We start from the raw sequence: 12,041 nt of genomic DNA, 5'->3' as shown, positions 1-12,041 counted from the left end.
GAAGGCCCCACGTCATGACCAGCGAAAACGCAACGGCTCCGGGATCGGAGATCACCCTTCGGGTGAACGGCAAGCCCCACACCCTGTACGTCGACCACCGCCGCGTCCTGCTGGACCTGCTCCGCGAGGACCTGGATCTCACCGGCGCCAAGAAGGGCTGCGACCACGGGCAGTGCGGGGCCTGCACCGTGCTGGTCGACGGACGCCGCCTCAACAGCTGCCTGCTGCTCGCGGTGAGCCTCGACGGCGGCGAGGTCACCACCGTGGAGGGGCTGGGCGGCGACGGCGAGGAACCCCATCCGTTGCAGCGGGCCTTCCTCGACCGCGACGCCTTCCAGTGCGGCTACTGCACCCCCGGCCAGCTCTGCTCCGCCGTCGGCATGCTCGCCGAGGCCGCGGCCGGCCACCCCTCCCACGTCACCGACCCCGCGGCCCCCTCCGGCCGCCCGGTGCCGCTGGACCGGCCCGAGATCCGCGAGCGCATGAGCGGCAACCTGTGCCGTTGCGGCGCCTACCCGGGCATCGTCGAGGCGGTGGAGGACGTGATCCGGTGAACGGCTTCGCCTACCTCAGGCCGGACAGCCTCCAGGAGGCCGTGGAGGCGTACGCCGCCCACCCCGGCGCCCGCTACCTGGCCGGCGGCACCAACCTGGTCGACCTGATGAAACTCGGCGTGGAACGCCCCGCCGTCCTCATCGACGTGGGCCGGCTGCCACTGGGCGCCGTCGAGGAACTGCCCGACGGCGCCCTGCGGGCCGGCGCCACCGTCCGCAACAGCGACCTCGCCGCCGACCCGCGCGTCCGCGACCGCTACCCGGCGCTGTCCCAGGCCCTCCTCGCCGGTGCCTCCGGCCAGCTCCGCAACGCCGCCACCACCGGCGGAAACCTCCTCCAGCGCACCCGCTGCCCCTACTTCCAGGACCTGTCCAAGCCCTGCAACAAACGCGAGCCCGGCACCGGCTGCGGCGCGCTCGAAGGCGTCCACCGCGACCACGCCGTACTCGGCCGGTCCGACCACTGCATCGCCACCCACCCCTCCGACATGGCCGTCGCCCTCGCCGCCCTCGACGCCGAAGTCGAGCTGTACGGCCTCGACGGCGCCCGCCGCCTGCCCGTCGCCGACTTCCACCGGCTGCCGGGCGAGCACCCCGAACGGGACACCGAGATCCGCCCCGGAGAGATCATCACCGGCGTGCTGCTGCCGGCCGCCACCGCCTCACTGCCCTCCGCCTACCGCAAGGCCCGGGACCGGGCGTCGTACGCCTTCGCCCTCGCCTCCGTGGCCGTCGTCCTGCGCCTCGCGGACGGCGCGATCCAGCAGATCGGCCTGGCCTTCGGCGGGCTCGCGCACAAGCCCTGGCGGGCCCGGCGCGCCGAGGAGGCGCTGCGCGGCGCGGCCCCCACCCCGGCCGCCCTGGAACGCGCCGTCGACCTCGAACTGGCCGACGCGCGCCCGCTGCGCGACAACGCCTACAAGGTGCCCCTCGCCCGCAACCTCGCCCTCGACGTCCTCGACCGCCTCACCCCGGCCCCCGCCGTGGCCTGACCCGCCCGCCCCCGGTTACCAGGAGGAGACCCCATGCCCCGCACCGGCACCGTCCTCGGCGCCCCCGCCGAGCGCCTGGAGGGGCGGCAGAAGGTCACCGGCGCCGCCCGCTACGCCGCCGAGCACCCGCTGTCCGGCCGCGCCCACGCCTGGCCCGTGCCCGCGGCCGTGGCCCGCGGCCGGGTCACCGCCGTGGACACCTCCGCCGCCCGTGCCGAACCCGGCGTCCTCGCTGTCCTCACCCCCGGCGACGCGCCCCGGCTCGCCGAACCCGAGGACGCCACCCTCGCCGTGCTCCAGGACCCGGACGTGCCGCACCGCGGCTGGTGCGTCGCCCTGGTCGTCGCCGAAACCCTGGAGACCGCCCGGGCCGCCGCCCGGCTGGTGCGCGTCGACTACGACGCCGAGCCCGCCGACCTCACCCTCACCATGGACCACCCGGAGAGCTACGAGCCGGAGGAGGCCAACGCGGGCCAGCCCGGCCGCGTCGAACACGGCGACCCGGAGGGCGCCTTCGCCGCCGCCGGCACCGGCGTCGACGTCGTCTACCGGGTGCCGCCGCTGCACAACCACCCCATGGAGCCGCACACCACCACCGCCCGGTGGGACGACGACCGGCTCACCGTGTACACCTCCACCCAGGGCGGTACGACGGCACGGTCCGTGCTCGCCCGGCTCTTCGAACTGCCCGAGGACCGGGTCACGGTGGTCAGCGAGCACGTCGGCGGCGGCTTCGGCTCCAAGGGCACCCCGCGCCCCGACCTCGTCCTCGCCGCGATGGCCGCCCTGCGCACCGCCCGCCCGGTCACCCTCGCCTACCCCCGCCGGTACCTGCCCACCGTCGTCGGCCACCGCGCCCCCACCCTGCACCGGCTGCGCCTGGCCGCCGAACCCGACGGCCGGCTGACCGCGCTGCTGCACGAGGTGACCACCCACACCTCGCGGGTGAGGGAGTTCGTGGAGCAGGCCGCCGTGCCCGCCCGCGTCATGTACGCCACCCCGAACCTGCTCACCGTGCACCGCGCGGTGGCGCTCGACGTGCCGAGCCCGTCCTGGATGCGGGCCCCCGGCGAGTCGCCCGGCATGTACGCCCTGGAGTCCGCCATGGACGAACTCGCCGGGGCGCTGGGCATGGACCCGGTCCAGCTGCGCATCCGCAACGAACCGGAGCACGAGCCGGGCACCGGCAGGCCGTTCAGCAGCCGGCACCTGGTGCAGTGCCTGCGCGAGGGCGCCCGCCGGTTCGGCTGGGACGAGCGCGACCCGCGCCCGCGCGCCCGCCGCGAGGGGCCCTGGCTGCTCGGCACCGGAGTCGCCGCCGCCACCTACCCCGCCTCCGCCGGCCCGGCCACCGCCGCCGCCCGCGCCCTGCCCGACGGCACCTTCACCGTGCGGACCAACGCCACCGACATCGGGACCGGCGCCCGCACCGTCCTCGCCCAAGTGGCCGCCGACGCCCTCGGCACCCCGCTGGAGCGGGTCCGCATCGAGATCGGGCACAGCGACCTGCCCCCCGCCCCGCTGGCGGGCGGCTCCATGGGCACCGCCTCCTGGGGCTGGGCCGTGCACGACGCGTGCGCCGACCTCGCGGCCCGACTCGCCGCGCACACCGGCCCGTTGCCCGCCGAAGGCATCGAAGCCCGCGCCGACACCACGGGCCGGGCCGACGCCGAGGTCCCCTACGCCCGGCACGCGTTCGGCGCCCACTTCGCCGAGGTCGCCGTCGACACCGTCACCGGCGAGGTCCGGGTGCGCCGGCTGCTCGGCGTCTTCGCCGCCGGCCACATCCTCAACGCCCGCACCGCGCGCTCCCAGTTCACCGGCGCCATGATCATGGGCCTGGGCATGGCCCTCACCGAACACAGCACCCTGGACCCCGCGTTCGGCGACTTCCCCGAGTCCGACCTCGCCTCCTACCACGTGCCCGCGAACGCCGACGTACCCGCCGTCGAGGCCCACTGGATCGACGAGGACGACACCCACCTCAACCCCATGGGCAGCAAGGGCATCGGTGAGATCGGCATCGTCGGCACCGCCGCCGCCATCGGCAACGCCGTCCACCACGCCACCGGCGTCCGCTGCCGCGAACTGCCCCTCACCCCCGACCGGATACTCCCCGGCCTGCTGTCCGCGGGGTGACGGTGGCCGGGGCGACCTGGGAGTACGACGGCTACCAGCCCGCGGGGGAACGCCTGCGGGAGTCCCTGTGCGCCCTGGGCAACGGCTACTTCGCCACCCGGGGGGCGCTGCCCGAGTGCGCCGCCGACGACGTCCACTACCCCGGCACCTACGCCGCCGGCTGCTACAACCGGCTCACCTCCGAGGTCGCGGGCCGCCGCGTCGAGAACGAGGACATGGTCAACCTGCCCAACTGGCTGCCGCTGCGCTTCCGTCCGTGCGCCCGGCCGGCGGACGGCGTGGAGGGCTGGCTCACCCCCGACACCACCCCGGTCGCCGAACACCACCTGACCCTGCACCTCGGTCCCGGCCTGCTGGAGCGCCGCACCCGCTACCCGCTGGGCCCGAGCGGCTCCCTCGTCGTGCGCCAGCTGCGGCTGGTCCACCTGGGCGACCCCCATCTCGCCGCGCTGCGCACGGAGTTCACCGCCGAGGGCGAGGCGGGCGCGGAACTGGAGGTCGAGGCCGCGCTCGACGGGGACGTCACCAACCGCGGCGTCGCCCGCTACCGCGACCTCGACGGCCGCCACCTCACCGAGGTGCGCACCGGCACGGCCACCCGGGACACCGTGTGGCTGGACTGCCGCACCCGCACCTCGGACATCCGGATCGCCCTCGCCGGGCGGCTCACCGCGAACGCCCCGGCGACCGCCGCCGCCGAACCCCGGCGCGCGGTGCAGACGGTGCGGCTCACCTGCCCGCCCGGCCGCACCCGCACCATCGACAAGACCGTCGCCCTGCACACCTCCCACGACCCGGCCATCGGCGACCCGCTGCGCGCGGCCCTCGACCGGCTGGCCACCGCCCCCGGGTTCGACGCCCTGCTCGGCTCCCACCGGGCCGCCTGGGGCCGGCTGTGGCGGCGCACCCTGCTCGACGTGCCCGGCGAGGCCGGGACCATCCTGCGCCTGCACCTCTTCCACGTGCTCCAGACGCTCTCCCCGCACACCGCGGACCTGGACGTCGGGGTCCCCGCGCGCGGACTGCACGGCGAGGCCTACCGCGGTCATGTCTTCTGGGACGAACTCTTCGTCCTGCCCTACCTCAACCTGCACCTGCCCGAGGTCTCCCGGGGCCTGCTGCGCTACCGGCACCGCCGGCTGGACGCGGCCCGGCGCGAGGCGGACCGCCTCGGCCGGCGCGGCGCCTGCTACCCCTGGCAGAGCGGCAGCGACGGCCACGAGGAGACCCAGCGGTTCCACCTCAACCCCCGCTCGGGCCGCTGGCTGCCCGACAACTCCCGCCTCCAGCACCACGTCGGCTCCGCGGTGGCGTACAACGTGTGGCAGTACTGCGAGGCCACCGGCGACACCGCCTTCCGCGACGGCGAGGGCGCCGAGATGCTGCTCCAGATCGCCCGCTTCTGGGCCGACTCGGCGGAGTACGACGCCCACCTCGGCCGGCACCGCATCCGGGGCGTCGTCGGCCCCGACGAGTACCACGACGCCTATCCCGGCGCGGAGCGGCCCGGCCTGGACGACAACACGTACACCAACGTCACCGCGGCCTGGGTGCTCGCCCGTGCCCTGGACCTGCTGCGCGTGCTGCCCGAGCCGCGCCGCCGCGAACTCGCCGAGCGCCTCGCCCTCGACGCCGACGAGACGGCGCGCTGGGACGAGGTCTCACGCACTCTCCACGTGCCCCGCCACGAGGGGGTGATCAGCCAGTTCGAGGGCTACGGCGACCTCGCCGAACTCGACTGGGGCGCCTACCGCGAGCGGTACGGCGACATCCGGCGTCTGGACCGCATCCTGGAGGCCGAGGGCGACACCCCCAACCGGTACCGGGCCTCCAAGCAGGCCGACGTCCTGATGCTCGGCTACCTCTTCGCGCCCCGCGAACTCGCCGCCCTCTTCGCCCGGTTGGGGCAGCACGTCGACGAAACCACCTGGTCCGCGACCGTCGACCACTACCTGGGCCGCACCAGTCACGGCTCCACCCTCAGCGGCCTCGTCCACGGCTGGATCCTGGCGCGCGCCCGCCGCGCCGACGCGTGGCGGTTCGTCCAGGAGACGCTGCGCGGCGACATCGCCGACGTCCAGGGCGGCACCACCGGGGAGGGCATCCACCTCGGCGCGATGGCGGGCACCCTCGACCTCGTGCAGCGCGCACTGACCGGCCTGGAGACCCGCCACGGCGCCCTCTGGCTGGACCCGGTGCCGCTCCCGCCGGTCTCCTCCTACGGCTTCTCCGTCCGCTACCTCGGCCACTGGGGGATCGGCGTCCGGCTGACCCGCGGGCAACTGGAGATCGCCGTGCCCGACTCCGACGGGGAGCCCGTCGACGTGCGGCTGCCGGACCGGGTGGTGACCGTGCGGCCGGGGCGGACGGTGCGGCTGGTGCTGCCGGAGTGAGCGGCGGGCGCACCGCGGTCCACGGGGTCGTATCCGTGCCCGAAGCTGTGTAAGTTCGCCTCCGTTACCGTTGGGTCGGTGCTGGAGGTGGGTGGGCCGTGCTGATGACCGGCAAGGTGCTGCGTTTCGACGAGGTCCGCGGATACGGGTTCATCGCCCCGGCCGAGCCCGGCGAGGACGTCTTCATGCACGCCAACGACCTGCTCGACGAGAAGTACCTCTACCACGAGGGCAGCGAGGTCGAGTTCCACATGGAGATGGGCGAGAAGGGCCCGAAGGCCTCGCAGATCCGGTTGATCCACCAGCCCTTGCCGAACCGCCTGCCCGGCCGCCCCGTCTTCTCCGACGGCACCACCGCCGAACGCACCGGCGCACCGGCCGGCGAGGGCACCGGCGCCGCCCGCTTCCGCACCGAGCTCACGGAACTGCTGGTCACGTCGGTCGACTCCCTCACGGCCGCGCAGATCCGCCAGGTCCGGGAGCGGGTGGTCGAACTGGCCCGGACCAAGGGGTGGTTGACGACCTGACCGCGGGGCCGCATGATCGCAGACGGCGCGTCGGCGCCCCCGTCCGGTATCGACGAACCCTGGATGACGCCATGACGACAGCCTTCCCGACCGGCGACCTGTGGGTGCGCCGCTTCCACCCCGTACCGCCCACGTCCGCCCGGGTGGTGTGCTTCCCGCACGCCGGCGGCTCGGCGACCTTCTACTTCCCCCTGGCCACCGCGCTGCGCGGCGCGGCGGACGTGCTCGTGCTCCAGTACCCGGGCCGGCAGGACCGGTACGAGGAGAAGGGCATCGAGACCATCGCCGAGCTGGCGGACCAGGCGTACGAGGCGCTGCGGCCCTACGCGGACCGTCCGCTGACCTTCTTCGGGCACAGCATGGGGTCCATCGTCGCCTTCGAGGTCGCCCGCCGCTTCGAACGCGACGGCGAGGGCCCCGCGCACCTCTTCGCCTCCGCGCGGCGCGCGCCCTCCGCGTACGCCTGCGAGAACGTGCACCTGCGCGACGACGACGGCCTCATCGAGGAGATGCGCAAACTGAGCGGCACGGACCCGCGGTTGCTGGGCGACGAGGACCTGCTGCGGATGATCCTGCCGGCCCTGCGCAGCGACTACACCGCCATCGAGACCTACCGGGCCCCCGCCGACGCCGTCGTCGAGGCCCCCCTGACGGTCCTCACCGGGGACCGCGACCCGCGGGTCACCCCCGAGGAGGCCCACGCCTGGCGCGAACACACCACCGGCCCCTTCGACCTCAAGGTCTTCTCCGGCGGCCACTTCTACCTCACGGACCACATCGTCGAACTGTCCGAGATCCTCACGGGCTGAGCGGCGGCGACGGCCGGGACCGCACCCGCGCCGCGCTCCTGCCGTCAGAGCCTGAGCGGGAGGTGGCGCGGTCCCCGCAGCATCGCGTTCTGCCGGTACGGCGGCGGGTCCTCCGCCAGCTGGGCCGTGGCCAGGCGGGGGAGCAGGGCGGACAGGGCCGAGTGGGCCTCGATGCGGGCGAGCGGGGCGCCGTAGCAGAGGTGGATGCCCGTGCCGAAGCCGAGGTGCTGGTTGTCGGGGCGGGTCGGGTCGAACCGGTCGGGGTCGGCGAAGCGGCGGGGGTCGCGGTTGCCGGAGGCCAGGGCCAGGAAGACGGAGGAGCCCTGCGGCAGGGTCGTGCCGGCGACGGCGAGGTCGACCAGGGGGATGCGTTCGCGCATGTGGACCGGGGGCTCGTAGCGCAGCAGTTCCTCGATCGCCCGGGGCAGCAGACCGGGCGTGCGGCGCAGCCGGTCCAGTTCCTCGGGGTGGCGCAGCAGGGTCAGCACCCCGTTGGTGATGAGGTTGACCGTCGTCTCGTGCCCGGCGATCAGCAGCAGCACCGCGGTCTCCGCGAGTTCCTCCCGGGTGAGCCGCTGCCCCGGGTCGGGCTCGTTGACGAACGCGGACAGCAGGTCGCCGGTGGGCTGGTCGCGGCGCTGCTCGGCCAGGCCCACCAGGTACCCGCCCATGTCCGCGCGGGCCTTCTCGGCCTCCTCGCGGGGCGCCTGGTCCGCGTCCGGCCGTACGTCGGCCGACGCGACCAGCGTGTCCGACCAGGCCCGGAAGAGCGGCTCGTCCTCGCGCGGCACCCCGAGCAGCCGGCAGATCACGGTGACCGGCAGGGGGTAGGCGAAGTCGTCCACGAGGTCGAACCGCCCGCCCGCCTCGAAGGGTTCCAGCAGTTCCGCCGTGATCCGGTCGATCTCGGCACGCATGCCGTCCACCCGGTGCGGGGTGTGCGGCGGGCCGAACGGCCGCATGGCGAGGGTGCGCAGCCGATGGTGCTCGGGGTCGTCCAGGCGCAGGAACGGCGGCTTGGCCGTCTCCAGACCACGGGTGCGCGGATCGGCGCTGAGCCGGGGGTCGTGCAGCAGCGCGGCGACCTCGTGGTAGCCGCCGACCAGCAGGCTGCCGTCCTCCTGCGGGACGACGGGCCCGGCCGCGCGCAGCTCCGCGTACAGCGGGTAGGGGTCGGGACGGCTGGCGTAGTCGGTGATCCTCGCCAGCAGGGTGCCGGGGTCCATGGCGGCTCCTCGAAGTAGGGGCGGGCTACACCACCGTCAGCCGGCGGTCCGGGGCGTAGCCGGTGAGCGCGACCGTCGGCCCGTGGGACAGCACCGAGGGGTCCGGTACGTCGGACGGGATCGGGATCTCGGCCGCGAGGGCCCGGTCGGCGGCGCCCGGCGGGGGCGGGAACGGCGCGGCCGTCTCGATCAGGTGCTGGTAGTACTCCAGCACCTTGGCCATGTCGACGGTGACCGCGGCCGTCACCCGGCCCCGGTAGCCGTACACCATCGCCAGCCGCCGTGCCTCCAGGGAGCCCTGGGCGATGACCACGTGGTCGGAGTAGGTGGGCACCCCCACCGACTTGATGTTCAGCCCGAACTGGGTCGACCAGAACGTCGGCAGGGACAGGTGCGGGCGGCGCAGCGGCCCCGGGGAGACCATGTTGTGCGCGGCCACCTCGGCCTGCGCGACCGCGTTGCCCCAGTGCTCCAGGGACAGCAGCTGGTAGCCGAAGAGCGGATGCGGGAAGCGGGAGACGTCCCCGGCCACGAAGACGTCGTCGGTCACGATGCCGTACATGGTGAAGGCCCGGCACCCGGCGTCGCACGCCAGCCCGCGCGGGCCCGCCGCCAGACCGGACTCCGCCAGCCACTCCACGTTGCGGATCGCGCCCAGCGCCACCACGCACACGTCCGCGTCCACCCGGCTGCCGTCGGACAGCTCCGCGCCGGTGAAGCGCCCGTCGCCGAGCAGCCTGGTGACCGTCGCCCCGGTGCGCAGGTCCACGCCGTGGTTGCGCTGCATCACCGCCGCCAGCTTGGACAGCGTCCCGCCGAGCGCGCCGACCAGCGGTGCGGGGCCGCGCTCGGTGACCGTGACCGCGAGGCCCCGCTCCCGGCAGGCCGAGGCGATCTCCGAGCCGGTGAACCCGCCGCCGATCACCAGCACCCGCTCCGGTCCCGCGTCGAGGCGCTCCGCGAGCCCTGCGGCGTCCTCGCGGGTGCGCAGGGTGAACACCCCGTCCAACGCGGCCTCCGCCGGGTTCGGCCAGGGCCGGGCGCGGGTCCCGGTGGCGATCAGCACCCGGTCGTACGGCAGTGACTCCCCGCCGTCGAGCAGCACCCGCCGGGCCAGCGGATCCAGACCCGTGGCCCGGACCCCGAGCAGCCACTCGGCCTTCGGGTCCTGGCGCGTCGGCAGGCCCGTGGAGTCGGCCGGGGCGATGCCCAGCAGCACCTGCTTGGACAGCGGCGGCCGGTCGTAGGGCGGGTGGGGCTCGTCGCCGACCACCGTCAGCGAGCCGGTGAAGCCGTTCGCGCGCAGCGCCTCCGCGGCCCGCAGCCCGGCCAGCGAGGCGCCCACGATCACGATGCGGCCGTCCGTGAACTCACCGTGCACCGCCGCTCACCTCCTCGCCGAGGAGGATGGCCTGCACCGGGCAGGCCGCGGCGGCCTGGCGCACCCGTTCGACCTGGTCGTCGGGGACGGCCGGGGCGTACAGCAGGCCCTCCTCGCCGTGCAGCCGGAACACGTCCGGGGCGAGGAACACGCACTGTGCGTAGCCCTGGCAGCGCGTGAGGTCGACAACGGTCCGCATCGTCACCACTTCCTCCTCCGCCGTCCCGTCCCGGCGAACCGGGGCACCGGGTCTTACGTCCAGCATGGGGGGAGACCGGGGGGCTCGCACGGGCACGTGGGCGGCGGCGCCCGGAGGCGGGCCCAACGTCCTTCCGCCGCGCGCGGGTTGGCGGAACCGGACGAACGCAGACATCCAACCGGCCCGGCGCGGAAATACTGGTCCAACCAGTTGACCACTGCACGACCTGCGTCCACCCTGATCGCCATGGCTGAGGGACACATACGGCGTGCGGCGGTCTCCGACCAGCTCTTCGCCCTGCTGCGGGACAGGATTCTCGGGGGCGAGCTGCCGGCCGGCGCCGCGCTCACCCCCGAGCGGGAACTGGCGGCCGGTTTCGGGGTGAACCGGCACGCCGTACGGGAGGCCGTCAAACGCCTCCAGCAGGCACGGCTGGTCGAGGTCAGCCACGGCGGCCGCACCCAGGTGCTGGACTGGCGCCGCACCGCCGGGCTCGACCTCGCCGTGGGCATCGCCGCGGCCGACACCGGGCCCACCGTGCAGGACATCGCCCGCGACGCCCTGGAGATGCGGGCCTGCATCGGCGCCGACGCGGCCCGGCTGTGCGCCCTGCGCTGCTCCGCGGACACCGCCGCGCAGATCACCGCGGCCGCCGAGCGGCACGCGCGCACCGGCCCCGATCTGACCGAGCTGGACGACACCTATGTCGCCTGGTGGCGGCTGATCATCGAGGGCTCCGGCAACATCGCCTATCTGCTGGCCTTCAACAGCCTGGTGGACGGCATGATCCCGGTCGCGGACGTGCCCGCCGACCTCGGGGCCGCGGAGATCCTCGACGTCGAGGCACACCGGCGGCTGGCCGCGCACATCGCGGCCCGCGAGGCCCCGGCGGCCGAGGAACTGGCGCGCGAGCTGCTGACCCGCAGCGTGCCCAGCGCGCCGCGCGGGTGCGAGGGGGCACGTCGATGATCCCCGCCGTGGTCTACGCGATTCCGGCGTTCGTGCTGCTGGTCGCCGTCGAGGCGCTGTCCTACCGCTTCCTGCCGGACGACGACGAGCGCGGCTACGAGTTGCGCGACACCGTCACCAGCATGTCGATGGGCGCCGGCAGCCAGGTCATCGCGGTGCCGTGGAAGGTGGCGACGATCGTGGTGTACGCCGCCGCTTACACCGTGGCCCCCTGGCACCTCTCGCCCGCCTCCGGCTGGACGTGGCTGCTGCTGTTCTTCGGCGACGACCTGGCCTACTACGCCTACCACCGGGCCCATCACCGGGTGCGGGTGCTGTGGGCGAGCCATGTGGTGCACCACTCCAGTCTCCGCTTCAACCTCTCCACCGCCCTGCGCCAGACCTGGACTCCGATGACCGGCCTGCCGTTCTGGCTGCCGCTGGCGCTGCTCGGCGTACCGCCCTGGATGATCCTGATCGAGCAGGCCGTCAGCCTCGTCTACCAGTTCTTCCTGCACACCGAGCGGGTGGACAGGCTGTGGCGGCCGGTGGAGTGGTTCTTCAACACGCCGTCCCATCACCGGGTCCACCACGGCTCCAACGACGTGTACCTGGACCGCAATTACGGCGGCATCCTCATCGTCTGGGACCGGCTCCTCGGCACCTTCGAACCGGAGGGCGTGCGCGTGGTGTACGGCCTGACGAAGAACATCGCCACCCACAACCCGCTGCGGGTGGCCTTCCACGAGTACGCGGCCGCCTGGCGGGACGTCCGCCGGGCCCGCCGCTGGCGCGACCGCGCGGGGTACCTCTTCGGGCCGCCGGGGTGGGCACCGGGCGTGAAAGGGTAGCCGCGAGGGCGCGGGAAGATCA

General features: G+C 74.4%; 11 protein-coding genes. 8 read left to right on the top strand and 3 right to left on the bottom strand.

Annotation, left to right across the window (positions count from 1 at the left end; translation table 11 throughout):
* The first annotated feature begins 14 nt into the window (after positions 1 to 14).
* The 6 genes from HZZ00_RS23715 (at position 15) to HZZ00_RS23690 (ending at position 7,414) form a co-directional block, all read left to right on the top strand.
* Positions 15 to 554, top strand: coding sequence for a 2Fe-2S iron-sulfur cluster-binding protein (locus HZZ00_RS23715; RefSeq protein ID WP_074994722.1), 540 nt, complete (start codon positions 15 to 17; stop codon positions 552 to 554).
* Positions 551 to 1,546, top strand: a complete 996-nt coding sequence (locus HZZ00_RS23710; protein ID WP_180328349.1) for a xanthine dehydrogenase family protein subunit M — start codon at positions 551 to 553, stop codon at positions 1,544 to 1,546. Before HZZ00_RS23715 ends, HZZ00_RS23710 begins: the two co-directional genes overlap by 4 nt.
* A gap of 33 nt (positions 1,547 to 1,579) precedes the next feature.
* The gene (locus tag HZZ00_RS23705) at positions 1,580 to 3,685 is read left to right on the top strand and encodes a xanthine dehydrogenase family protein molybdopterin-binding subunit (RefSeq protein ID WP_180328348.1); all 2,106 of its coding nucleotides are present in this window, start codon (positions 1,580 to 1,582) and stop codon (positions 3,683 to 3,685) included.
* Positions 3,686 to 3,687: 2 nt separating this feature from the next.
* Complete coding sequence (locus HZZ00_RS23700) at positions 3,688 to 6,078, top strand: glycoside hydrolase family 65 protein (protein ID WP_374028563.1); 2,391 nt, start codon at positions 3,688 to 3,690, stop codon at positions 6,076 to 6,078.
* 98 nt (positions 6,079 to 6,176) lie between these two features.
* Positions 6,177 to 6,605: a cold shock domain-containing protein gene (locus HZZ00_RS23695; RefSeq protein ID WP_180328346.1), complete on the top strand. Its 429-nt coding sequence runs from the start codon at positions 6,177 to 6,179 to the stop codon at positions 6,603 to 6,605.
* A 71-nt stretch (positions 6,606 to 6,676) separates the two neighbouring features.
* Positions 6,677 to 7,414 (top strand): thioesterase II family protein, encoded by a 738-nt coding sequence (locus HZZ00_RS23690; protein WP_180328345.1) that lies wholly within the window; start codon positions 6,677 to 6,679, stop codon positions 7,412 to 7,414.
* A 44-nt stretch (positions 7,415 to 7,458) separates the two neighbouring features.
* Here the strand turns inward: HZZ00_RS23690 and HZZ00_RS23685 are convergent, their stop codons facing one another.
* The 3 genes from HZZ00_RS23685 to HZZ00_RS23675 are packed head-to-tail and all read right to left on the bottom strand — an operon-like array spanning position 7,459 to position 10,220.
* Positions 7,459 to 8,640, bottom strand: coding sequence for a cytochrome P450 (locus HZZ00_RS23685; RefSeq protein WP_180328344.1), 1,182 nt, complete (start codon positions 8,638 to 8,640; stop codon positions 7,459 to 7,461).
* A gap of 25 nt (positions 8,641 to 8,665) precedes the next feature.
* Entirely contained in the window at positions 8,666 to 10,021 is a 1,356-nt protein-coding gene (locus HZZ00_RS23680; protein WP_180328343.1) for an NAD(P)/FAD-dependent oxidoreductase, read from the bottom strand.
* Positions 10,011 to 10,220: a ferredoxin gene (locus HZZ00_RS23675; protein WP_070029705.1), complete on the bottom strand. Its 210-nt coding sequence runs from the start codon at positions 10,218 to 10,220 to the stop codon at positions 10,011 to 10,013. The genes HZZ00_RS23680 and HZZ00_RS23675 overlap by 11 nt, the downstream gene beginning before the upstream one ends.
* A gap of 246 nt (positions 10,221 to 10,466) precedes the next feature.
* On the opposite strand from HZZ00_RS23675, the gene HZZ00_RS23670 reads away from it, so the two are divergent.
* On the top strand, positions 10,467 to 11,189 hold the full coding sequence (locus tag HZZ00_RS23670; RefSeq protein WP_180328342.1) for a FadR/GntR family transcriptional regulator: 723 nt from the start codon (positions 10,467 to 10,469) through the stop codon (positions 11,187 to 11,189).
* Entirely contained in the window at positions 11,186 to 12,019 is an 834-nt protein-coding gene (locus HZZ00_RS23665) for a sterol desaturase family protein (RefSeq protein ID WP_180328341.1), read from the top strand. Before HZZ00_RS23670 ends, HZZ00_RS23665 begins: the two co-directional genes overlap by 4 nt.
* The last annotated feature ends 22 nt before the right edge of the window (positions 12,020 to 12,041 follow it).

The sequence above is a fragment of the Streptomyces sp. NEAU-sy36 genome (genome assembly GCF_013423905.1).
Taxonomy (GTDB): domain Bacteria; phylum Actinomycetota; class Actinomycetes; order Streptomycetales; family Streptomycetaceae; genus Streptomyces; species Streptomyces misionensis.
This window is presented reverse-complemented; position numbering and strand designations above follow the sequence as displayed.

What these genes read in the sequence shown, in the direction of transcription:
- HZZ00_RS23715 (WP_074994722.1), top strand. Translation starts at nt 15, where the DNA reads ATGACCAGCGAAAACGCAACGGCTCCGGGATCGGAGATCACCCTTCGG.
- HZZ00_RS23665 (WP_180328341.1), top strand. Translation starts at nt 11,186, where the DNA reads ATGATCCCCGCCGTGGTCTACGCGATTCCGGCGTTCGTGCTGCTGGTC.
- HZZ00_RS23675 (WP_070029705.1), bottom strand. Translation starts at nt 10,220, where the DNA reads ATGCGGACCGTTGTCGACCTCACGCGCTGCCAGGGCTACGCACAGTGC.
- HZZ00_RS23670 (WP_180328342.1), top strand. Translation starts at nt 10,467, where the DNA reads ATGGCTGAGGGACACATACGGCGTGCGGCGGTCTCCGACCAGCTCTTC.
- HZZ00_RS23685 (WP_180328344.1), bottom strand. Translation starts at nt 8,640, where the DNA reads ATGGACCCCGGCACCCTGCTGGCGAGGATCACCGACTACGCCAGCCGT.
- HZZ00_RS23705 (WP_180328348.1), top strand. Translation starts at nt 1,580, where the DNA reads ATGCCCCGCACCGGCACCGTCCTCGGCGCCCCCGCCGAGCGCCTGGAG.
- HZZ00_RS23690 (WP_180328345.1), top strand. Translation starts at nt 6,677, where the DNA reads ATGACGACAGCCTTCCCGACCGGCGACCTGTGGGTGCGCCGCTTCCAC.